Annotated in this window: 18 protein-coding genes; 6 read left to right on the top strand and 12 right to left on the bottom strand. The window is 71.1% G+C overall.

All coding sequences use genetic code 11. The features are described from left to right. Window positions 1–224 precede the first annotated feature (224 nt). Complete coding sequence (locus tag K8638_RS27720; protein WP_223757647.1) at window positions 225–1,394, top strand: glutaredoxin domain-containing protein; 1,170 nt, start codon at window positions 225–227, stop codon at window positions 1,392–1,394. On the opposite strand, the gene K8638_RS27715 is transcribed toward K8638_RS27720, so the two are convergent. The 7 genes from K8638_RS27715 to K8638_RS27685 all read right to left on the bottom strand — a co-directional run bounded on the left by K8638_RS27715 (window position 1,327) and on the right by K8638_RS27685 (window position 11,321). Beyond that, entirely contained in the window at window positions 1,327–4,113 is a 2,787-nt protein-coding gene (locus K8638_RS27715; RefSeq protein ID WP_223757646.1) for a cation-transporting P-type ATPase, read from the bottom strand. The genes K8638_RS27720 and K8638_RS27715 overlap by 68 nt on opposite strands. A 158-nt stretch (window positions 4,114–4,271) precedes the next feature. Then, window positions 4,272–6,152 carry a bifunctional acetyl-CoA hydrolase/transferase family protein/GNAT family N-acetyltransferase gene (locus K8638_RS27710; protein WP_223757645.1) on the bottom strand — a complete coding sequence of 627 codons (1,881 nt, stop codon included), beginning with the start codon at window positions 6,150–6,152 and terminating at the stop codon, window positions 4,272–4,274. Window positions 6,153–6,288: 136 nt separating this feature from the next. After that, on the bottom strand, window positions 6,289–8,838 hold the full coding sequence (locus tag K8638_RS27705) for a cation-transporting P-type ATPase (RefSeq protein ID WP_223757644.1): 2,550 nt from the start codon (window positions 8,836–8,838) through the stop codon (window positions 6,289–6,291). A gap of 121 nt (window positions 8,839–8,959) precedes the next feature. Further along, window positions 8,960–10,003 carry a YeiH family protein gene (locus K8638_RS27700; protein WP_223757643.1) on the bottom strand — a complete coding sequence of 348 codons (1,044 nt, stop codon included), beginning with the start codon at window positions 10,001–10,003 and terminating at the stop codon, window positions 8,960–8,962. Window positions 10,004–10,023: 20 nt separating this feature from the next. Continuing rightward, window positions 10,024–10,362 (bottom strand): rhodanese-like domain-containing protein, encoded by a 339-nt coding sequence (locus K8638_RS27695; protein ID WP_223757642.1) that lies wholly within the window; start codon window positions 10,360–10,362, stop codon window positions 10,024–10,026. A 60-nt stretch (window positions 10,363–10,422) separates the two neighbouring features. Beyond that, entirely contained in the window at window positions 10,423–10,884 is a 462-nt protein-coding gene (locus K8638_RS27690; RefSeq protein ID WP_223757641.1) for a DUF6691 family protein, read from the bottom strand. Window positions 10,885–10,895: 11 nt separating this feature from the next. Further along, the gene (locus K8638_RS27685; RefSeq protein WP_223757640.1) at window positions 10,896–11,321 is read right to left on the bottom strand and encodes a YeeE/YedE family protein; all 426 of its coding nucleotides are present in this window, start codon (window positions 11,319–11,321) and stop codon (window positions 10,896–10,898) included. Window positions 11,322–11,486: 165 nt separating this feature from the next. On the opposite strand from K8638_RS27685, the gene K8638_RS27680 reads away from it, so the two are divergent. The 3 genes from K8638_RS27680 to K8638_RS27670 are packed head-to-tail and all read left to right on the top strand — an operon-like array spanning window position 11,487 to window position 13,406. Beyond that, the gene (locus K8638_RS27680; RefSeq protein WP_223757639.1) at window positions 11,487–12,188 is read left to right on the top strand and encodes an MBL fold metallo-hydrolase; all 702 of its coding nucleotides are present in this window, start codon (window positions 11,487–11,489) and stop codon (window positions 12,186–12,188) included. A gap of 30 nt (window positions 12,189–12,218) precedes the next feature. Continuing rightward, complete coding sequence (locus tag K8638_RS27675; protein ID WP_223757638.1) at window positions 12,219–12,545, top strand: rhodanese-like domain-containing protein; 327 nt, start codon at window positions 12,219–12,221, stop codon at window positions 12,543–12,545. Window positions 12,546–12,575: 30 nt separating this feature from the next. Beyond that, a complete protein-coding gene (locus tag K8638_RS27670; protein WP_223757637.1) occupies window positions 12,576–13,406 on the top strand; it encodes a sulfite exporter TauE/SafE family protein in 831 nt (276 codons plus the stop codon). 21 nt (window positions 13,407–13,427) lie between these two features. Here K8638_RS27670 and K8638_RS27665 read toward each other — a convergent pair whose 3' ends face one another. Next, entirely contained in the window at window positions 13,428–15,251 is a 1,824-nt protein-coding gene (locus tag K8638_RS27665; RefSeq protein WP_223757636.1) for a long-chain fatty acid--CoA ligase, read from the bottom strand. Between the two features lie 128 nt (window positions 15,252–15,379). Further along, entirely contained in the window at window positions 15,380–17,572 is a 2,193-nt protein-coding gene (locus tag K8638_RS27660) for a site-specific recombinase (RefSeq protein ID WP_223757635.1), read from the bottom strand. A 264-nt stretch (window positions 17,573–17,836) separates the two neighbouring features. On the opposite strand from K8638_RS27660, the gene K8638_RS27655 reads away from it, so the two are divergent. After that, on the top strand, window positions 17,837–18,805 hold the full coding sequence (locus tag K8638_RS27655; RefSeq protein ID WP_223757634.1) for a deoxyhypusine synthase family protein: 969 nt from the start codon (window positions 17,837–17,839) through the stop codon (window positions 18,803–18,805). Between the two features lie 55 nt (window positions 18,806–18,860). Here K8638_RS27655 and K8638_RS27650 read toward each other — a convergent pair whose 3' ends face one another. The 3 genes from K8638_RS27650 to K8638_RS27640 form a co-directional block, all read right to left on the bottom strand. Further along, the gene (locus tag K8638_RS27650; RefSeq protein WP_223757633.1) at window positions 18,861–19,010 is read right to left on the bottom strand and encodes a hypothetical protein; all 150 of its coding nucleotides are present in this window, start codon (window positions 19,008–19,010) and stop codon (window positions 18,861–18,863) included. A 70-nt stretch (window positions 19,011–19,080) separates the two neighbouring features. Next, complete coding sequence (locus tag K8638_RS27645) at window positions 19,081–20,550, bottom strand: multicopper oxidase family protein (protein ID WP_223757632.1); 1,470 nt, start codon at window positions 20,548–20,550, stop codon at window positions 19,081–19,083. A 203-nt stretch (window positions 20,551–20,753) separates the two neighbouring features. After that, window positions 20,754–21,155, bottom strand: a complete 402-nt coding sequence (locus K8638_RS27640; RefSeq protein ID WP_223757631.1) for a hypothetical protein — start codon at window positions 21,153–21,155, stop codon at window positions 20,754–20,756. Window positions 21,156–21,333: 178 nt separating this feature from the next. Between K8638_RS27640 and K8638_RS27635 the strand changes: the two genes are divergently transcribed. Beyond that, complete coding sequence (locus tag K8638_RS27635; protein WP_223757630.1) at window positions 21,334–22,260, top strand: protoglobin domain-containing protein; 927 nt, start codon at window positions 21,334–21,336, stop codon at window positions 22,258–22,260. Window positions 22,261–22,262 lie beyond the last annotated feature (2 nt).

The raw sequence follows: 22,262 nt of genomic DNA, 5'->3' as shown, positions 1-22,262 counted from the left end.
ACCGGGCTCCCCGCCTCGTTGGTCCGATTATCCCTGTCACGGCTCTCGCCGGCTCACGCCCTGGAACGCCACGGAAGGTACGCCAGCCGACAGAACGCCCGTGGGCGTCCGGGCCCATGGAAGGGGCCGCGTGAAGGGCGCCACAGGCGGGCCGCCACGGGCTCCCCTGCTCGACCGGGAGCATCCCTGCGCCCCTGCCCATCTTGGACGGTGGGAGCGCTGTCATGAGACTCCTCCACCTCCTCGCCCTGGCGCTCCTGTTCTTCTCCACCGCGGAAGCCGCGGCGCCCTCCCCCGTCGAGCTCGAGGTCTTCGTCCGGGAGAGCTGCCCCCGGTGCGAGGACGCCAAGGCCTTCCTCGCGGAGCTGCGAGTCACGCACCCGGAGGTCCAGGTGCGCTACCTCGACGTGGGAAGGGACACCGCCGCAAGGGAACGGCTCGCGGCGCTGGCGGCGGAGCACTCGCTCCCCGTCGTGGGCGTTCCAGCCTTCCATGCGCGGGGGCAGCTCCTCGTCGGCTTCAGCGGAAGGGAGACCTCCGGGCGCCAGCTCCTGACGCTCCTGGAGGGCGGTGGTGGCCCGGGCGGCGCGGAAGGAGTGTGCCCCCTCGAGGACACGAGCTGCCCTCCTCCGGCCTCCACACTCCCCCGTGACACCGTCGAGCTTCCCTGGGTGGGACGGGTGAGCGTGGGCGAGCTGGGGCTGCCCGCCTTCACGGTGGTCCTCGGACTCATCGACGGCTTCAACCCGTGCGCGATGTGGGTCCTGCTGTTCCTGCTGTCACTGCTCATCCGCCTGGGGGACCGCCGGAAGATGTTCGTGGTCGGCGGCACCTTCGTGCTCACCAGCGGCCTCGTCTACTTCGCCTTCATGGCGGCCTGGCTCAACGTCTTCCTGCTCGTGGGCTTCTCGCGCCTGACGCAGGTGCTCCTGGGCGTCGTCGCGCTCGGCATCGGCCTGCTCAACGTGAAGGACTTCTTCGCCTTCCACCGCGGCCCGACGCTGTCCATCCCCGAGCGGGCGAAGCCGGGGCTGTATGCCCGGACGCGGCGGCTGCTCGAACAACAACCACTGCTGTCGGCGATGGGCGGCGTGGTGGTGCTCGCCCTGCTCGTCAACCTCGTCGAGCTGGCCTGCACGGCGGGGCTCCCCGCGGTCTACACACAGGTGCTCGCCCTGCGGCGGCTGCCGGGCTGGCAGTACTACGCGTACCTGGCGCTCTACAACGCGGCCTACATCCTCGACGACTCGGTGATGCTGGTCATCGCCGTGGTGACGCTCAGCCAGCGCAAGCTCCAGCAGAAGGCGGGCCGGTGGCTCAAGCTGCTCAGCGGCGCGGTGATGCTCCTCCTCGGACTGCTGCTGCTCGTCTGGCCTCGCGCGCTCCTGTTCTGAACGGGCGCGCTCGCTGGGGGATGCGAGCACGGAGCGTCTCCTCGTGCCCGGCCACGCGGCGGACCCACGCCTTGCGAGCCTCCTCCAGCGCCAGCATCCCGGCGGCGAACGGAAGCACGAAGAGCCACAGCGCCGCCGGCGGGGGTGCCGTGGTGAAGATTCGATTGCCCCACGGCGTGTAGAGGATGAACGCGAGGAGCAACAACTCCACGGCCACGCCCAGCAGCAGCAGCGGGTTGTCACGCAGCCGCGCGGAGAAGGTGGGGGCGCGCTCCGTCCGGCACAGGAGGACGTTCACCACCTGCATCACGACGATGGCGCCCAGGCAGGCGCCCATCGCCTGGAGGTGCAGCGGGGCGTTCCACGGCAGCGCGTCGCCGTAGCGCCAGCCACCGCGCTCCAGCACGAAGAAGAAGGCGGCCATGGCGGCGGTGGCCTCCATCACCCCGAGGAAGAGGTAGGCGCGCAGGAGGAGCCGCGCGTCCAGCAGCCTCCGCCGGAAGTCCGAGGGCGGCTGATGCATCACCCGGGCGTGGGGCGGCTCGGCGCCCAGCGCCAGCGCCGGGAGGATGTCCGTGCCCAGGTCCACCGCGAGAATCTGCAGGATGCTCAGCGGCAGCGGGATTCGCAGCAGCACGCAGGCCAGGTAGGGGACGATTTCCGGGACGTTGGACGTGAGGATGTACGTGAGGAACTTGCGGATGTTGGAGTAGACGGCGCGCCCCTCCTCCACCGCCGCGACGATGCTGGCGAAGTTGTCGTCCGCGAGCACCACATCCGCGGCCTCGCGTGCCACGTCCGTGCCCGCCAGCCCCATGGCCACGCCGATGTGCGCCTCCTTCAACGCGGGCGCGTCATTCACTCCGTCACCGGTGACGGCCACCACCTCCCGCTTGCGCTTGAGGGCCATCACCACGCGCCGCTTGTCCACCGGCGCCACACGGGCGAACAGCACCTCCGGTGCATCCAGGGCAATCTGGAGCTGGGCATCCGACAGCCGCCGCACCTCCGCGCTGGTGAACACCACCGGCCGCTCCGTGCGCACCAGGCCCGCCTGCCGCGCCACCGCTTCCGCCGTACGGGGGTGGTCCCCGGTGACGAGGATGACGCGGATGCCCGCCTCGCGGCAGCGCTGGATGGCCGCCGGCACCTCCGGGCGGATGGGGTCCTCCAGGCCCACCAGCCCCGCGAGCACCAGTCCCTCCTCCCACTGGGAGCGCTCCACGCCATCCGGGAGCCGCCGGTACGCGAAGGCGAGCACCCGCAGCCCCTCGCGCGCCAGTGCCTCGCCCTCGCGCTGGAAGCGCTCGGCCACCCCGGGCGTCAGTGGGCGCACGCCCTCCTCCGCCTCCACCTCCCGGCACAGGGGCAGCACCGCCTCCAGCGCGCCCTTGGTGTGCAGGACGCGGCTTCCGGCGATGCGGTGGAGGGTGGAGAGGCGCTTGCGCTCGGGGTCGAAGGGCAGCTCGTCCTCGCGCGGCGCCTCCAGCGGCCCTGGCAGCGCGCGGGTGCCCAGGTGCAGGAGCGCCACCTCCATCGGCTCGCCGGCCAGCGACAGCTCGCCATTCCTGCGCACCTCCTGGAGGGTGTTGCACAGCCGCGCTCCTTCGAAGAGGCGCCGGTGGGGACCGGCCAGCCCGCGCAGCGCCTCGGACGAGGCGGTGTGGCGGCCGCTGGCGACGAAGAGGACGCGCGCCTCCATCCGGTTCTCGGTGAGGGTGCCCGTCTTGTCGGTACAGATGACGGTGGCGGAGCCCAGCGTCTCCACGGAGATGAGGTTGCGCACCACCACGTTGCGCCGGGCCATGCGCTGCGAGGCCAGGGCCAGGGCCAGCGTGACAGTGGGCAGCAGCCCCTCGGGTACGTTGGCCACGATGATGCCGATGGCGAACAGGAGGTTCGCCCAGAGCGGCAGCCCCAGCGACTGGCCGATGAGGAAGAAGGCCACACCGAGCGCGGTGGCCAGCACCGCCACGATGCGGCCCAGCCGGACGATTTCCAGCTGGAGCGGTGACAGCCCCGCCCGTGTCGCCTGCGTGAGGTGGGCAATCCGCCCGAACTCCGACTGCATGCCGGTGGCGAAGACGAGCGCCCGCAGCCGGCCGGTGGTGAGAAAGGTGCCCGCCAGCACCACGTTGGGGCTGTGCACCAGGTCCTCTTCCTGGACGGGCCCGGCCTCACGAGGCTCCGGCGTGGACTCGCCGGTGATGGTGGCGTTGTTCACCCGCGCGGCATGCGCCTCCAGTACGCGCGCGTCCGCGGGCACGGAGTCGCCCTCCTCCAGGAGGAGCACGTCCCCGGGCACCAGTGTCTCGGCGGGCAGCAGGGAGACCTCTCCGTCGCGCAGCACCTTCACCTCGCCCGGCAGCAGCCGCCGCAGCGACGCGAGCGCCCGCTCCGCGCGGTACTCCTGGACGAAGGAGAACAGCCCGTTGACGAGGATGACGCCCAGGATGGCGAAGCCCAGCGTCTCCATGCCCTGCCCGGGCTCCCGCCACGCCGACACGAAGGCCAGGGCCGCCGCCGCCCAGAGCACGAGCGCGAAGAAGTGGGTGAACTGCCGCGACAGCCGGTGCGCCAGCGACTCCCGCCGGGCATGGGAGACCTGGTTGGGGCCGAACTCTTGCAGGCGGCGCTCCGCCTCGGCGCTGGTGAGCCCGTCGGCCCGGCTGCCCAGGCTGCGCAGGCTCTCCTCCACCGTGAGGTGATGAATCTTCATGGCTCCGCCTTCCGGGGAACCTGCTCAGTGCCGGGCGGAGGGCGGGAGGCCCGGGGAAGGAAGCGCCGGAGCCCCCCATCCCGGGCAGCGGGACGGCCGTGCCTCCGTTGGTCCGGACGCCCGTCTCCCTTCCGCCGTGGCACGCCGCCCGGCGGGGCTCAGCCCGGGGGATGCGGCTCCGCCGGCGGGCCCGCCGGGAAGTGAAGCTCCAGGTGGTACACGCCACCCTCGCGGTGCGTGCGGATGGGCAGGCCGCTCTCCTGGAAGACGTCGAGCATGGGCTTGTTCGTCACCAGCACGTCCGCCTGGAAGCCGGGGATGCCCCGCGCGGCGGCCGCCTCGCGGATGCGCCGCATCAGCACCGTGCCCACACCCCGGCCCTGCCAGTCGTCGCGCACCACGAAGGCCACGTCCGCCAGCCGCGTGGCCGGGTCCACGTCGTAGCGCACCACGCCCACCACCTCGTCCGTCCCCGGCGGGCAGGCCACCAGCGCCATGTTGTGCTCGTAATCGAGGTCCACGAGCTGCTGCATCTCCTCGTGCGGGTGCACCTTCTTGTACTCGAGGAAGCGCCGGTAGCAGCTGTCGCCGCTGAGCCGGTACATCAGCTCCTGCAACGCGCGTTCGTCGGTGATGCGCGCCGGGCGGATGATGAGCTCGTCCCCGGACAGCGTGCGCTCCAGCCGCGCCTCGGTCCACGGGTAGCGCGCGCGGGGCACCACCTGGTCCGGCAGCACCCACTTGCGCCCCTTGGCCGCCGCCATCAGCTCGCCTCGGAAGTCCGGGTGGGCGATGTCGATGAGGGCCAGCGCGCGCTCGCGGATGTTCTTCCCCCACAGGTCCGCCACGCCGTACTCCGTCACCACGTAGTGCACGTCGCCCCGGCTGGTGACGACGCCCGTCCCCGCTTCCAGCGCCACCTGGATGCGGCTCACCGTGCCGTCCTTCGCCGTCGAGGGCAGCGCGATGATGGGCTTGCCGCCCCGGCTGCGGCGCGCCCCGCGCATGAAGTCCACCTGCCCGCCGATGCCGGAGAAGAAGCGCCCGCCCAGCGTGTCCGCCGCCACCTGCCCGGTGAGGTCCACCGCCAGCGCGCCGTTGATGGCAATCATGTTGTCGTTACGCGCCACCGTCAGCGGGTCGTTGGTGAAGTCACTCGGCCGCATCTCGATGGCCGGATTCTCATGCGCCCAGGCGTAGAGCTCGCGGCTGCCCATGATGAAGGACGTCACCAGCTTGCCCGGCAGGAGCGTCTTCCGGCGCCCGGTGATGACACCCGCCTCCACCAGACGCATGACGCCGTCGGACAGCATCTCCGTGTGGACGCCCAGCTCTTTGTGGCCATCGAGCTGTGCCAGCACCGAGTCGGGAATCTTCCCAATCCCCGTCTGCAGCGTGGCCCCGTCCGGGATGAGCGCTGCGATGTGCGCGCCAATCTGCCGGGACACCTCGTCCGCCGGCTCGGAGTGGGCCTCCAGCAGGGGCACGTCCACCGGCACGAGGTGGTGGATGCGGCGCACGTCGAGGAACGAGTCGCCATGCGTGCGCGGCATGTTCGGATTCACCTCGGCGATGAGCAGCGAGGCCGAGTCCACCGCGCTGCGCACCACGTCCACGGACACGCCGAGGCTGACGTAGCCGTGGGCGTCCGGAGGGCTCACCTGGAGCAGCGCCACGTCGATGCGCACGCGCCGGCTGCGGATGAGCTCCGGAATCTCCGAGAGGAACACCGGCATGAAGTCCGCCCGGCCCTCCTGCACGGCCTGGCGCACGTTGGGCCCGATGAAGAAGGCGGTGTGGCGGAAACGCCTCGCGTGCTCGGGCTCGACGTAGGGCGCCGGGCCGAGCGTCAGCAGGTGCACCACCTCGTTGTCGGCCAGGTGCCTGCCCTGCTCCACCATGGCCCGTACCAGCGTCACCGGCTCCGCGGCACCCGAGCCGATGAGGATGCGCCTTCCCGGAAGAATGCCGCGAATCGCCTCCTCGGCGGTGACGACCTTGTCCGCGTACCGCTGACGCCAATCTCGTTGCGCATGCATACCGCTCCGTTAAGCACTCCGCGTTCCAGCGGCGCGCACGCCGGGACGGTCCCCTCCGAACGCAGCCCTTGCGCGGACAGCCAGGCAGGCGCGCAGCCCTTGCGCTGCTTGTCCCCCTCCCCCCTTCGAGCGGCTGTCACCCCACCCCGCTCCGGGCCTCCCCTCGAGTCCACGGGGCCGCGCCACCTGCTCGCGGAGTGGCGGTGGCGCCCCGTGAGCGAGGGCGCAGCCGTGAGAGCATCAGCGGGAGCGAGGCCACCGCCACGCCCACGACGACGCGCGCCCAGTCATCCTCGTGCAGCGGAAATAGCCCCAGCAGGTCCGCCAGGGGACGCACCTGGATGAGCAGCACCGACACGCCCAGCGTCACCCCGCAGACCCAGCGGGCCGTGCGCGTCCGCAGTCCGGTGAGCACCGTGGTGAACACGGCGCTCGCGAGCGTCAGGGACGCCAGCGCCACCGCGCGCCCGTGCTCCACGTCGCGCCACGCCCCCAGGCTCCGGTCGTAGCCCCACACCAGGCCCACCGTCATCAGCCCGCCCACCAGCACGACGGTGCCCCACTCCCATGCCGAGAAGAAGCGCGCGGGGCCCTCGTGCCGCCGCATCGGAGCCAGGCGTTCCGGGCGCGCCGCCGCCTGGAAGGCCAGCATCGCGGTGGGGTGGATGATGAGCTCCAGCCAGACGATGTGGATGGGCAGGTACAGCAGCGGATAGCCCGCCAGGGGCAGCAGCGCCGCCGTCGCCACGAGAGGAATGTGGATGAGCAGCAGGTAGAGGAAACAGCCCTGGAGGTTGCGGAAGAGCTGGCGGCCCTCGGCGATGGCCCGCACCAGCGTGCCGAAGTCGTCGTCCAGCAGGACGATGGAGGCCACCTCTCGCGCGCTCCGGGTTCCCCGCTCTCCCATGGCGATGCCCACGTCGGCGGCCTGGAGCGCGGGCACGTCGTTCACGCCGTCGCCCGTGGCCGCCACGATTTCTCCCTGCCGCCGCAGCGCGGAGATCAGCGCGTGCTTCTGCGCCGGCACCGCGCGGGCCACCACGTCCACGTGCGGCACCGCACCGTCCTCGCGCAGCCGGGCCTCCAGCTCGTCACCGGTGAGCACCACGGGCCGCTCCCCACCGAGGCCCAGCCGCCGCGCCACCTCCAGGGCCGTGGCGGGATGGTCCCCCGTCACCATCACCGTGCGCAGGCCGGCCTCGCGGCACTCCCGCACCGCTTCCGGCACCCCCGGACGCACCGGGTCCTCGAAGGCCACCAGCCCCAGGAAGCGGAAGCCCCGGTCCGGCTCACCGCCCCGCCACGACGCGGCCTCCAGCGGCTGGCGCGCACAGGCAATGACCTTGCGCCCCTCGCTCGCGAGCGCCGACACCCGCCGGGCCCACTCCGCGCGCTCGTCGGCGTCCAGCGTGCAGAGGTCCAGCACCCGCTCGGGCGCGCCCTTCACGGCGGCGAGCAGCCTCCCGTCCGCGGTCTCCACCACAGCCGTCTCCCGCTGGCGCTCCTCGGTGAAGGGGAAGGTGGCCTCGCGCTTCGGAGGGAGCGCGCCGGGCGTCGCGCGCGCGGCTTCCTCCAGCAGCGCGGCATCGAGCGGGTCCCTCCCCTCCTCGCGGGACGCGAGCGCCGCCGCTCCGAGCAGCGAGTCCATCGGGATATCCGGCGCGGGCAGCACGCGTGCCACACGAAGGCGCCCCTCCGTCAGCGTGCCCGTCTTGTCCGAGCAGATGCAGGTGATTCGGCCGATGTTCTCCACGGAGACCGCGCGCCGCACCAGGGCCTGCCGCCGCGCCAGCCGGTACACGCCGGCGCCGAGGAAGAAGGTGAAGGCCACCGGGAACTCCTCGGGCAGTGCCGCCACGCCCAGCGTGGCCGCGCTCAGCAGCGCATCCATCCACCCGAAGCCCTGGCGCCAGCGCACGAACGCGAGCACCGCGCACATCACCAGGGCCACGCCCATCAGCACCGTCACCAGGTGGGCCACGGCCTGCTGGAGCGGCGTGCGCGCGTGTTCGCCCTGCGTGGCGGAGCGGACGATGCTCCCGTAGAGCGTGTGCTGCCCGGTGAAGACGATGCGCACCCAGGCCGTCCCGGTCAGCAGCCGCGTTCCGGCCAGTCCCCAGTGTGCCCCCTCCACCGCCGGCTCATCCCCCGGAGGCAGGCGGGCCAGCGGGCGCTTGCGCACGGGCAGCGACTCTCCGGTGAGCGAGGACTCCTCGGCCTGCAGGCCCTCGCCGCGCACGATGATTCCATCCGCGGGGAAGTGCTCGCCGGCCTCGACGCGTGCCAGGTCGCCCACGACCACCTCGTCCGCGGGCACCTCCTGCTCGCGCCCGTCGCGCAGCACCGTGGCGCGCGCGGCCAGCCGGCTCTGGAGGCCCGCCATGGAGGCGCGCGTCCGGCGGTGGAGGAAGGCGTCCATGCCGAGCAGGGGGACGATGGCCAGCAGCAGCACCACTCCCTCCGTCCGCTCGCCGAGGACGAGGTAGAGCACGCTCGCTCCCACGAGGAACCAGAGCATCGGGTCCCCGGCCGTCTCCCACAGCACCTGGAGCGCCGAGCGGCGCGGCCGCGCCAGCACGTCATTGGCCCCGTGGCGCGCGCGCCGCGCTCGCACCTCGTTCGCGCCGAGGCCCTGCACGTCATCGAGCGGCCCCGGAAGGCGGCGGGCGGGAACGGGGATTCGCATGGCCGGAGTACCAGGGGGAAGCTGGAGTACCGGGCGGAGCCTGACAACCGGCGCCAGGGAGGGGGGCGGCCTGCCCTCCGCCCGCTCCCCCGCTTCCCAGGCCCCAGGCGGGCGCTGAGGGTCAGCGGATGGCCAGCAACTGGATGAGGCCCCAGGCGCACAGCGCCAGGCCCGCGAAGCCGACGAGGCCCGCGTAGACGACGCGCATGCCGGCGCGGCGAATCATGCTCACGTGGGTGCCCAGCCCCATCGCCGCCATGGCCATCACCATGAGGAAGACGCTGGCCGTGGAGAGCTCGGCCTTCACGGCGGCGGGCAGCACCCCCGCCGAGCCGAGGCTGCCCACCGCGAGGAAGCCCAGCACGAACCAGGGGATGGGCGGCTCCTTCCACGAGTAACGCACCTTCCCACCCGCGCCGGAGACGAGGCCCAGCACGACGAGCGTGGGGGCCAGCAGCACCACGCGGGTGAGCTTCACCAGCGTGCCCAGGTCACCCGCGGCGGTGCCCCAGGTGAAGGCGGCGGCCATCACCTGCGCCACCTCGTGCAGCGTGGCGCCCGAGAGGATGGCGAGCTGCGCCGTGCTCAACCCCAGCAGCGGTCCGGCGAAGACGTAGAAGAGGACACCCGTGGTACCGAGGATGCCGCACAGGCCCACCGCCAGCGTGGTGTCCTCCTCCTCGGCGCGGGTGACGGAGCTGGCGGCCACCACCGCGCTGGCGCCGCAGATGGAGGTGCCCACGGCCAGCAGCGTGCCCAGCTTCTCCGGTACGCCGAAGCGCCGGGTCACCCAGCGGATGCCCGTGATTCCGCCGACGATGACGGCCAGCGCGAGCAACAGCACGCGCGGGCCCACCTTCGCCACGAGCGCGAAGTCCAGCCGGGCTCCCATCAGCACGATGCCCAGCCGCAGCACCGTGCGCGCGGAGTAGCGCGTGCCTTCCACGAGCGCGCCGGGCAGCCCCAGGGCCGTGCGCAGCGCGATGCCGATGAGCAGGGCCACCGTGAGGGGCCCTACCACCTTGAGGCCCGGGAGCGTGGCGAGCCAGTAGCTGACCACCGCCAGCACGGCGGCGAGCGAGAGCCCCGGCAGACGGCGGCGCCAGACGCTTCCGGGCGAAGAGGCAACAGGGGCTGGTTCGGATGCGGCGAGCGGGGATGTCATGTCGGGTTCCCGGTGCACTGCTACCAGGCCCACATGGGGCCGAGATTGAGGACCTGCTGGAAGCCACGCTCCTTCAACAGCTGCTCGGCCCGGGTGCTGCGCGCGCCACTGCGGCAGTAGACGACCAGGGGCTTCTCCGGCGAGCCGAGCTCTCCGAGCCGCCGCGACAGCTCATCCACCGGGATGTTCAGCGCACCGGGCAGATGCCCGGAGGCGAACTCCTCCGGAGTGCGGACGTCCACCAGCGTGGCACCCGCCTCCACCCGCCGGTGGGCCTCGGCCCCGACCCGCCGCTGGCGCACACGGACGAAGAGGAACAGAACGACGAGCACGGCGGCAACGACGAGAACGGCCTTCATGACGCGACTCCAACGAAGGATTCGGCGAACGTCGAACAGCACCCGGCCGGGCGCCGGGGGTCAGCGTGAAGGCGTCGCGTTCAGGCGCGGAGCCGGCGCGCTCGCGCCACTCCGGTTCTGGAGCACCTGGGCCAGGTACATGCCGGCGAACATGGAGGCCACGAAGATGAGGACCGCCGGCGCGCCGGTGGCCAGCGAGGTGAGCGCGGGGCCGGGGCAGAAACCGCCGAGTCCCCAGCCCACGCCGAAGAGGCCCGCGCCCACCAGGAGCTTCCGGTCCACCTGGGTGATGGAGAAGGAGGGGAAGCTGGTGGCGTAGAACGGCCGCTTCCGCTTGAGGATGAGGGGACGGAGCGCCGCATGGACGGCGATACCGCCCACCATCACGAAGGCGAGCCGGTAGTCCCAGCTCCCGGCGAAGTCCAGGAAGTTGGTGACGTTGGCCGGGTCCGTCATGCCGCTGATGCCCAGGCCGATGGCGAAGATGAGACCGCTGAGGAACGCGCTGATCAAGGGACGCATGGGGACTCCCATCAGAAGACGTGGCGGGCCACGAAGACGGTGATGGCACCGGTGGCCATGAACGTGAGGGTGGCGGCGATGGAGCGGACCGCGCCGCGGCTGATGCCGCAGATGCCGTGACCGCTGGTGCAGCCGTTGCCAATCCGCGTGCCGAGCCCCACCAGCAGCCCCGCCGCCACCAGCACGGCGACGCCGCCCGGGTTCAGCGACGCCGGGGATGGGAAGGACTGGGGGCGCAGCAAGACGAGCAGCAATCCGCCGCCGAGCAGCCCCGCGAAGAACAGGATGCGCCAGGCGACGTCACCGCGGATGGGGTTCAGCAGCGAACCCACCACGCCGCTGATGCCGGCGACCCGGCCGTTGGCCAGGAGCAGGAGCGAAGCGCTCAATCCGATGAGCGCTCCGCCCAGCAGGGGAAGGAGGATGGAGGAGATCATGTCCGGTTTGAGTCGGATCCGCCGGAAAAGGATTCACCCGGGAGGATTCACCGGTCGCCCAGGGGGAATCCGGTCCGGAGGGCGCCTGTCTCCCTACCTGCCCCCACCCTGACTCCCCGAATCCTTTTCCGGCCCCCCAGACTCTGACGATACGGAGGCTTCACCATGATTTTCCGACAGCTCTTCGACTCAGAATCCTCGACCTACACCTATCTGCTTGGTGATGAGACGACGCGCCAGGCTGTCCTCATCGACCCCGTGCTGGAGCAGGTCGACCGTGACCTGCAGCTCGTACAGGAGCTCGGCCTCACCCTCACCCACGTCTTCGACACCCACGTCCACGCCGACCACGTCACCGCGTCGGGCGTGCTGCGCGAGCGCACGCAGGCCACCGTGGTGGGAGGCGTGGGCGGGGCCGCGTGCGCCAACCTCCAGGTGCGTCATGGAGACGAGGTGCGCGTGGGGAAGCTCGTCTTCCAGGTGCTCGCCACGCCGGGGCACACGGACGACAGCGTCAGCTACCTCGTCGGTGACCGCGTCTTCACCGGGGACGCGCTCCTCATCCGGGGCAACGGCCGCACCGACTTCCAGAATGGGAACGCGGGCCAGCTCCACGACTCCATCACCCGCGTCCTCTTCAGTCTTCCGGACGAGACGCTCGTGTACCCCGCCCACGACTACAAGGGCCGCACGGTGACGAGCATCGCCGAGGAGAAGCGGCACAACCCCCGCGTGGCCGGCAAGAGCCGTGAGGAGTTCATCCACATCATGGAGAACCTCAACCTGCCCAAGCCCAAGAAGATCGACATCGCCGTCCCGGCCAACCGCGCCTGCGGACACACGGCGCCCTCACCGCAGGGAGCCTGAGCCCCCTGCCCTCACCCTGGAGAACCCATCATGACCTCACAGCCCTACCAGGACATTCCTCCCGTCCACCTCGACAGGCTCGGCCCCGACGTGCGGCGCATCGACGTGCGCGAGCCGGACGAGTACACCGGTCCGTTGGGCCACCTGCCCGGGGCGGAGCTCGTCCCGCTGGGCACGCTGGAGGCGGCTTCCGCCTCGTGGCCGCGCGAGCAGCCGCTGCTGCTCATCTGCCGCTCGGGCGCACGCTCCGCGCGGGCCGCGCAGGCGCTCGCCCAGCGTGGCTTCAGACACCTCTACAACCTTGCCGGCGGCATGCTCGCGGTCCGCGAGACGCCCGCCGCCCCTCCCCAGGGCTGAACAGGCCCGGAACGGAAGGACACCATGGCCATGCCAATCATCGGATTCTCGCTCGCGGCGCTCATCGGCCTGTCACTGGGCCTTCTTGGTGGTGGTGGCTCCATCCTCACCGTTCCCATCCTCGTGTACGTCCTGGGCTTCGGAGCCAAGGAGTCCATCGCCATGGGCCTGGCGGTGGTGGGCGTCACCAGCCTCTTCGGCGCCGCGGGCCACTGGCGCCGGGGCAACCTCCAGTTCCGCGCCGCCCTGGTCTTCGGCGCGGTGGCCATGGTGGGCACGTACGCGGGAGCGCGCCTGTCCGCCCTCGTCTCGGGCGCCGTGCAGTTGTTGCTCTTCGCCACGGTGATGCTCGTGGCCGCCTTCTTCATGTTCCGCAACGGCCGCAAGGAGGCCGCCCTGGCGGCGCGTAGGGAGACGGCGCACGTGCCCGAGCCCCACAAGGCGCCCTTCCCGGTGATGGCCCTGGCCGCGCTGGGCGTGGGCGGCCTCACGGGACTCGTGGGCGTGGGCGGCGGCTTCCTCATCGTCCCCGCGCTGGTGCTCCTGGTGGGCCTGCCCATGAAGCAGGCGGTGGGCACCAGCCTGCTCGTCATCGCCGTCAACTCCTTCGTGGGCTTCGCCGGTTACCTCGGCCACGTCGACGTGCCCTGGGGGTACCTGGGCATCTTCACGGCCATCGCGGTGGCGGGGATTCTCGCCGGCACGTGGGCGTCGCACTACGTGTCGCAGGCGGCGCTCAAGCGGGCCTTCTCGGCCTTCCTCGTGGTGATGGGCGTCTTCATCCTCTACAAGAACCGGGATGCCCTGACACACGCGGGCGCGGAGCACGCCGCGGCCGCGGCCGTCCCGGCGCCTCGCTGAAGGGCCTCGCCGCCCGGCCGTTCAGCCCTCGCCACCGCCGTGGCGGTACAGGCCCTCGATGAGCTCGGCGTAGTGCTTGCTGACGATGTGGCGGCGAACCTTGAGCGAGGGGGTTATCTCGTCCCGGTCGATGGTGAAGTCGTTCGCGAGGATGGCGAACTTGCGGATGGACTCCGCGCGCGACACGGTGTGGTTGGCCGTTTCGATGGCGTGGCCCACCTCGGCGCGCAGCGCGGCGTCGTTCACCAGGGACTCCAGCGGCTGGCCCTCCTTGCCGTGCTTCCGGGCCCAGCGGCCGAAGGCCTCGGCATCGAGCGTGACGAGCGCCGCCACGAAGGGCTTGCCCTCGCCCACCACCATCGCCTGGCTGACGAGCGGGTGCTCCCGGATGTGGTCCTCCAGGGGGCCCGGCGCCACGTTCTTTCCGGCCGCGGTGACGAGGATCTCCTTCTTGCGGCCGGTGATGCGCAGGAAGCCCGCGTCGTCCAGGCCGCCGAGGTCTCCCGTCAGCAGCCACCCGTCCGGGGTGAAGGTGCGCCGCGTGGCCTCCTCGTTGCGCCAGTAGCCGCGGAAGACCTGCGGCCCCTTCACGAGGATTTCCCCGTCGTCCGCGATGCGCAGGGTGGTGCCCGGCAGCGGCCGGCCCACCGTTCCAATCCGGTTCACCCTGTCGGTGTTGAGGGTCTGCACCGGGCTCGTCTCCGTCATGCCGTAGCCCTCGAGCGCCAGCACGCCGATGCCGTTGTAGAAGTGGTTCAGCCGCTCCGGCAGGGGCCCGCCGCCCGACACCACGAAGCGGAGCTGTCCGCCGAAGGCCTGGCGGAACTTGCGGTACACGAGCCGCTCGAACACCGCGTGCCGCAGCCGCGTGGCGAGGCCGCGCGCACCCGCCGCGCGGTCCCGCGAGAACTGGACGGCCGTCTCCGCCGCGAGCTCGAACACCTTCGCCCGGCCCGCGTTCTCCGCCTTCTGCTGCGCCGCCTGGAAGATCTTCTCCAGGACCCGGGGCACCGTGCCGAACCAGTGGGGCCGCACCAGGCGCAGCTCCTCGCTCACCTTCGCCGCGCTGGTGGCGAAGGCCACGCTGACGCCCTGCTCCACCGCCGCCAGGAAGAGAATCTTGGCCAGCGAGTGGGCGAGCGGCAGGAAGAGAATCGTCCGGTCCTGCCCGGTAATCATGCTGCCCGCGTAGGTGAGCACCTGCGCGATGTTCATCCGCAGGTTGCCGTGCGTGAGCTCGCAGCCCCGGGGCCTGCCCGTGGTACCCGACGTGTAGATGAGCGTGGCCAGCTGGTCGGCCCGCAGGCCGGCCAGCCGTTCGTTCAGCCGGGCCTCGTCGACCTCGTCCCCACGCTGCTGGAGGTGCTCGAGCGCGGCCAGGTCGATGACGAAGGTATGGCGGCACGCGGGGAGCCGCTCGGCGGACCGGCGGTAGAGGGCATGCAGGGCGTCCGTCTCGAAGAAGGCCACCACCGCCTCGCTGTCCTGGAGGATCCACTCCACCTGGGAGGCGGAGGAGGTCTCGTAGAGGGGCACCGTGACGGCCCCGGTGGCCATGATGGCGTAGTCGAGCAGCGCCCACTCGACACGTGTCCTGGACATCAGCGCCACGCGCTGGCCCGGCTCGACGCCCAGCGCCATCAGCCCGCGGGCGAGCCGCCGCACCGTCTGGACGATGTCCCCCGCTGACAGGGGTTCGAACCGCGCCCCGACGCGACGGGTGAACAGGGGCTTGTCCGGTGTCCTGCTTGCGTGCTCCAGCAGGGGTTGGAGCAGGTGGGCCTCCGGGGCGAGCGAGACCTGTCCCTCGCCCGCCATCTCCTTCTTCAGTGCGCTGCCGCTCATGAGGGGATTCTGGGTCCCCTCTCGAGCCGCGACAGGCTGACGGTTGCCAGACGTCAGCCAGTTGCCACGCGGGCTGCCCCCGGGCGCCACCTCCGGCCGAAGCCGGACACCAGGGAGCCCCGCGAGGCTCAGTGGTGGACGGTGCCTCCCTGCCCCGGGCGGTGGGCGGCGCGCGGACGGGCGGCGGACCGCACGCCATAGGGAGAGGTGGGGCGGCGGGCGGGCAGGAGGTGCTGGGGTGGGAGCACGAAGTCGGAGAGGGAACGGATGCCGCCGGCGAGCACCACGCGCGCCAGCCGCAGGAAGCCCACCGGCTCCAGGCCTCGCGCCCGCACCGCGGCGGACAGGCCCAGCGAGAAGCTGACGCCCAGGTTGACGACGCCCACCAGGAAGAGCCCCACCACCGCCCAGAGGAAGTCCGGCGTCAGCAGCCGCTCCGGCCCCAGCGCCGCTCCCGCGAAGGTGAGCGTGCCGGCGCTGAGGGTGACGTGCCGCACGTCCAGGGGCAGCCCGAAGAAGCTGCCCACCGCGGGCGTCATGCCCAGCAGCACCCCCAGGCTGACGTTGGCGCCCAGGCCACAGGCGTGGCGCGCGAGCGCGGAGCCCAGCTTCCGGGCCCGCGTCTCCCCCAGCAGGTGGATGACGCCGGGATGGCGCGCGAGCGCCTCCGGAATCCGCCGGTAATGCACCCAGTTCTCCAGCCAGCCACCGAAGACGCTGGAGCACCAGAGCAGCACGCCGGTGAGCGCGGCGAAGGGCAGCGTGCCACTCCGGAAGGGATGCATCGAACGCACCACGTACTCCGCCTCATGCCGCTCCAACAGCGACTGGCCCCACAGCGCCTGGAGGGCGATTCCCACGAAGGTGACCGCCGTCACCACGGCGCCCAGGTTGCCGAAGACCGACGCGAGCTGGGAGCGGGTGATGCAGGCCAGGTGCTCCACGAGGCTGCGCATCCCCTTGTCGCCGGCCTCCACGTCCAGCGAGGCCGCCAGGGCCGCGGCCGTCATGGAGGGCTGCTTGGTGGACAGCGTGAAGCCGAGGAGCTGGATGAGCAGGAAGCTGATTGCATAGTTCGCGGAGGCCGCCAGCCCCTGGAAGAAGAGCGGCAGCGCCGCGAAGCCGATGAGCAGCTTGAAGGCCGCGGTGCCCGTGGTGATGAGCCCGCCTCCGGCCGCCGCGCTCACCATCCGGTGATAGTCGTCCGGCCCCTGGGTGATGTAGTGGCGGCCCACTTCACCGGTGTGCTCGAAGATGCGGCGCGAGATGCAGCGCACGCTGCCGCGGAACAGCCCGGCGAGGCTGCGCCCCTGCGCGTGGGCCCGCACCAGCGATGCCAGCATCCGGACCGCGGCACACGGCGGGGAGTGGGAGCCGTCCGGCGCGAGCAGCCACAGCAGCGCCTCCAGCCGGTCCAGCACGTGGCCGAGCAGCTCCATCCGGTAGACGAGGTCCGTATCCACCGCGTGCGCATGCAGGTGGTGCAGCACCGTCCGCGCGGCGGCGCGGCAGCCGGCGATGACCTCGGCACAGGCGGCCCGCTCCGGGCCGAGGTCCTGCTCACTGGCGCCCGCCCGCACCGCGGCGCACAGGGCCTCGCAGGCGCGCGGCAACTGGACGAAGGCGGAGTCCGTGAGAGGCGCCGGAGGCAGCCGCGCCAGCACGTCCCCCCCGAGGCCGAGGGCGCTGGCGCGCGAGGCGAGCACGGCCACCGTGTCCTCCACCGCCGCCGTCAGCGGGGCGAAGCACGCGGGGCCCAGCAGCTCGCGGAGGGCGGACACGTGCTCGTCGGCCAGCTCCTCCAGCCACGCGGCTCCGGCGGCGTCCGGGAACAACCGCCACAGCCACGATGCCAGGTCCCGCTCGTCGGCCACCGCCGGCACCAGCCGCTGGCCGAGCCGGGCGGCGAAATCACCCAGCAGGCCTCGGCCGGTGGGCAGCCCCGGCTCGGAGAGCAGCCTCAGCGCGGACGTCTCGGTGAGCACCGTGCGGAGGACGTCACTCACGGCCTCACGCCACACGGGGACCTGCGACAGCACCTCCACCAGCAGCCGCAGACGCGCGGAGCCCGGGGACTCCACCGGGGTCAGCATCCCGCGCCGGGACGGTACCGCCCCACCCGCCCGGAGCCAGCGCACCATCCGCTCCAGCCAGGCCAGGCGCTCCGGGAGCGGCGCCAGCGCGGAGGCCGAGGCCAGCAGCGCGTGCAGCTCGCTCAGCAGCGCCTTTCTCTCGGGGGCCTCCGGAAAGAGCGAGAGCAGGGGTTCGGGAGTCGCGAAGATGGGCGTGAGGTCCGGCTCGGGAGTGATACTTGCGGCCATGTCTCAAATTTTGTCTTCAAACAAACAGAATGGGAAATGGGTGCGCTGACGCACGCCTGCCCCACGAGCGTCGATTTCACACACGGGATGTCCACCCGCCTGGGACACGCCGCTTGCGACGCACAAGGCGTGTAGTTACAACGGAGCCTGCTTCAGCCACCCGGCGCTTCGATGGCGGCCCTTCTCGGGGCCGTAGAGCGTTCGGCGTGGTGCGCCCTGGCGACAGCCCCCACGCCGGCCTCTCGTCGCCGGGAGCTGCACCACTTGAACATCAGGGACTTCTGCCGGACCCACTTCAAACACTTCAACGCGGCGGCGCTCGTCGACACGGCTGACGGCTACGTCCGGCACGTGGAGGCCGGAGGAAAGATGCTCGTCACGCTCGCGGGCGCGATGAGCACGGCGGAGCTGGGCATCTCGCTGGCGGAGTTGATACGGCGGGACAAGGTCCACGCCATCTGCTGCACGGGCGCGAACCTGGAGGAGGACGTCTTCAACCTCGTCGCGCACCAGTTCTACGAGCGGGTGCCCCACTACCGCGACCTCACGCCGAGGGACGAGCAGGCGCTGCTCGAGCGCCACATGAACCGGGTGACGGACACCTGCATCCCGGAGATGGAGGCCATGCGCCGCATCGAAGCCGCCATCCTGGAGGAGTGGACCGCGGCGGACCGGGACGGACGCCGGCACTTCCCCCATGAGTTCCTCTACCGCGTGCTGCGCGGAGGCAAGCTGGCCGGCAGCTACCAGATAGACCCGCGGAACAGCTGGCTGCTCGCGGCGTGCGAGAAGGACCTGCCCATCTGGGTGCCGGGCTGGGAGGACTCCACGCTGGGCAACATGTACGCGGGGCACTGCATCGCCGGAGACGTGAAGAACGTGCACACCGTGCGCACCGGCATCGAGTACATGACCACGCTGGCGGCCTGGTACACGGAGACCGCGCCCCGCTCTCCCATCGGCTTCTTCCAGATTGGCGGCGGCATCGCCGGGGACTTCCCCATCTGCGTGGTGCCCATGCTGCACCAGGACCTCCGGCGCGAGGGCGTCCCGCTGTGGGCGTACTTCTGCCAGATCAGCGACTCGACGACGAGCTACGGCTCGTACTCCGGCGCGGTGCCCAATGAGAAGATTACCTGGGGCAAGCTCGGCGTCGACACGCCGAAGTACGTCGTGGAGAGCGATGCGTCCATCGTCGCACCGCTCATCTTCGCCTACGTGCTCGGCCAGTGAGGTCCGCCGTTCACTGATGCTCCGCTGATGCGGAGCCGCACCGCGAGGAGGCGCCTCAGGTATCCGACCTGGGGCGCTTCCTGCTCTGCTCCTCCCACTGCTTCTGCTCCTCGGTGATGCTGAGCCGGGAGCTCCACAATGCGGGCCCGAGCACCACGATGAGGGCCGTCATCAACACGACGCCGATGAGAAGTTCCACGAGCATGTCCAGCCTGCGCTTTCTGATTGAGTGTGGAATCGAGACTGTTTGATGGCTTGACTGTCTGAGCCGCGAGCTACCCGGAGGTGACCTCCAGCAGGGTCATCATTCCGGCCTCGGCGTGCTCGAGGATGTGGCAGTGCATCATCCAGGAGCCCACGTCCGTGGGGACGAGCGCGATGTCCACCGACTCGCGTCCATGGACGAGCACGGTGTCGCGGAAGAACGGCTCGTCCACCGGCACCCCGTCACGCGCGAGCAGCCGGAAGAACATCCCGTGCAGGTGGATGGGGTGCAGCCGCGCTGACTCGTTCACGAAGCGCAGCCGGTAGAACCGGCCCTGCTTCAGCGTGAGCAGGGGCTCATGGTGGTGCGAGTGTCCCGCGAAGGCCTTGTCGTCGATGGTCCACTCGATGCCGAAGGGCCCGCCCCGGCGCGCGTTCAGCCGGAAGCCGTGGTGCTCCGGAACCTGGAGCCCTTCCTTCCAGGCGGGCACGTGCGCCCGTGCCGGAGAGGCGAAGCCGGCGGGGATGACGGGCTCGCCTTCGACGACGATGTCCGCCAGGCGGTTCGGGCGGCGCGAGGAGAACCGGTCGAAGATGGGCAGCGGCGCGGCCATGTTCTGATTGAAGGTGATGTCGAGGTCGATGCGGTTGCCCGGCGCGAGCTCGAAGCCCGCGGGGTCGATGGGCTCCCGCAGGTACATCCCATCCACCGCGATGAGCTTCGCCTCCAAGGCGGAGAAGTCCGGCATCACCACGCGTCCATTCGCGGAGTTGAGCAGCCGCAGCCGGATGCGCTCCCCGGGGCGGACGCGCAGCACCTCGTCGGTGCGCCCGTTCACCGTGAGGACGTTGCCCCACCGCCCGTCATGCGCGAGGTCATGCCGCGTGTTGAAGCGCGGGAGAACCTGCCCCGTCTCGTCGAGCAGCCAGTCGTCGATGACCCACATCGCGTCGCGGCTGTAGGGCGGCGGCTCGGCGTCCTCGACGATGAGCACGCCGTAGAGTCCACGCTCCACCTGCTCGCTGCTGCGCACGTGGGGATGGAACCAGAAGGTGCCGGCGTCCTTGGGGGTGAACTCGTAGACGAACGTCTCACCCGGCTGCACCGGGGGCTGGGTGGCATGCGGGACTCCATCCATGGCATTGGGCAGCCTCACGCCATGCCAGTGGATGGTCGTCTCCTGCGGCAGCCGGTTGGTGAAGCGGACCCGCAGCGTCTCGCCCAGACGGATGCGCAACTGGGGCCCCGGCACCTGGCCGTTGTAGGCCCAGACGCGCAGCCGGTGGCCGTTGACGAGTGCCACCTCGGTGGGCTCGGCCACGATGTCGAAGGCGCGCACCGTACCGTTGGGACGGGCCTCCAGCGGGTAGGCCCCCTCGAACTCGCGCAGCGCCCGCGCGACCTGGGGCGGCGCCTTCTCGCGCGGCTTGCAGGCGCCCGCCGTGAGGGCCACCGCGAGCACCAGCGGCATGAGGGAGGTGAAGGGAAGACGGCCCGCGCCGGCCACGAGGGCTCGCGGGTAACGGAAGAGTGTCGGCACGTGAGTCGTGCTCCAGGGCAGGGGAAAACGGCTGGCCGGAGCAGCGATGCGTGCCCGGCTCCTCGATGCGTCCAGGAGGTCGAGGGGACGTGACGGTGATGCGTCACGCCGCGCCTCTCCCCTTCGGCACAGCGTCCTGGCCCTCGGGCTCCCCTCGCGACATCACGGAGGGAGACAGAGGCCCGGGCGTGCGCCGGGAGCACTCAGATGAGGAGCGAGCGGATGCGGAGGAAGACGGGTGGCCCTTGAGCGGGAGGCGTTTCCCAGCGCGCGAGCATTGGGAGACGGCCACCCTCGGGAGGACGAATGCTCAGCCACCTGGGGAGCAGGGCTGGCGGGGGCGCAACCAGGTGGGAGTGGCTGGAGACATCCGCGAAGGCCGGCGGGGGCATCTCCCAGCCCGGCTCCTCACAGCAGTCCATCCGCAGCGCCGGCTGACCGTGTGGAGCCTTCTCCGCCTTCATCTCACCGTGGGGACAGTGACATTCGGCGGAGCGTGTCTCGACCTGCTTCTGGCAGAAATGCGCGGGGCCGCCCGCGCCGGCGGCGACAGCCTGCCAGCCGAGCAGAAGCGCGAGCGTGAAGATGCGCAGGGCCTGGGACACGGTGCCCTCGCATATACGCGGGCACGGATGTGGCCGCAACCCCACGCGGATGGGGGTTGCCGCCTGCCCGCGGCGATGGCTCCTTGCGTCAACCAGTCATCACGGCGGGGAACTCGACACACGCGTCCCTTGTCGGCCTGCCCCCGCCGCCCCACCATCCGCGAGGGGAGGACCGCGGATGCCGAACTCACGGGATTACATGGCCAGGCTGGGGTTCGACGCGCAGGAGCTCTCCAGCCGCCGTCACTTCTTTCAACTGACCGACGAGGACCTCGCGCGCCTGGCCGCGCTCCGGCCGTTCGCCGAGCGGCACAACGACGCCATCATCGACGCCTTCTACAACGAGCTGCTCCTTCAGCACCCGGAGAGCCGCCTCTTCTTCACCGACCAGGCCGTCTTCCGGCGGGCCGTCACCGCGCAGAAGCGCTACTTCCTCCAGCTCTTCTCCGGCGTCTGTGATTTGGACTACATGGAGGACCGGCTGCGCGTGGGCACCACCCATCAGCGCATCGGCGTGGCCCCCAAGTGGTACCTCGGCGCCTACGCCCACTATCTGCGGCTCATCTCCAGTCACCTCTTCCGCGAGCAGGGCTCCTCGCCCGACTCCGAGCTGTCCAATCGGAGCATCCAGAAGATCGTCTTCTTCGACATGTCCATCGCCATCGAGACGTACATCGCGGCGGGCGTGGAGGCGATCCAACGGCACCAGTCCGCCATCCGCGAGCTGTCCACGCCCGTCATCCAGATTTCCGAGCGCGTGCTGCTGCTGCCGCTCATCGGCACCATCGACACCGTCCGGGCCCAGCAGGTGATGGAGAAGATGCTGGCGCGCGTGGTGGAAGCGCAGGCCCGGGTCATCATCCTGGACATCGCGGGTGTACCGGTGGTGGACACGCGCGTGGCCAACCACCTGCTCCAGACGACCGAGGCGGTCCGGCTGCTGGGCGCCACCACCATCCTCACCGGCATTCGCGCCCAGGTGGCGCAGACGCTGGTGCAGCTCGGGGTGGACCTGTCGACCATGCACACCTGCTCCAGCCTTCAGGAGGGACTGGAGATGGCACTGAGCATGACGGGACGGGCCATCACCACCCGGGGGGCGTGACG

The organism is Myxococcus sp. RHSTA-1-4 (genome assembly GCF_020037125.1).
Classification (GTDB): domain Bacteria; phylum Myxococcota; class Myxococcia; order Myxococcales; family Myxococcaceae; genus Myxococcus.
This window is presented reverse-complemented; position numbering and strand designations above follow the sequence as displayed.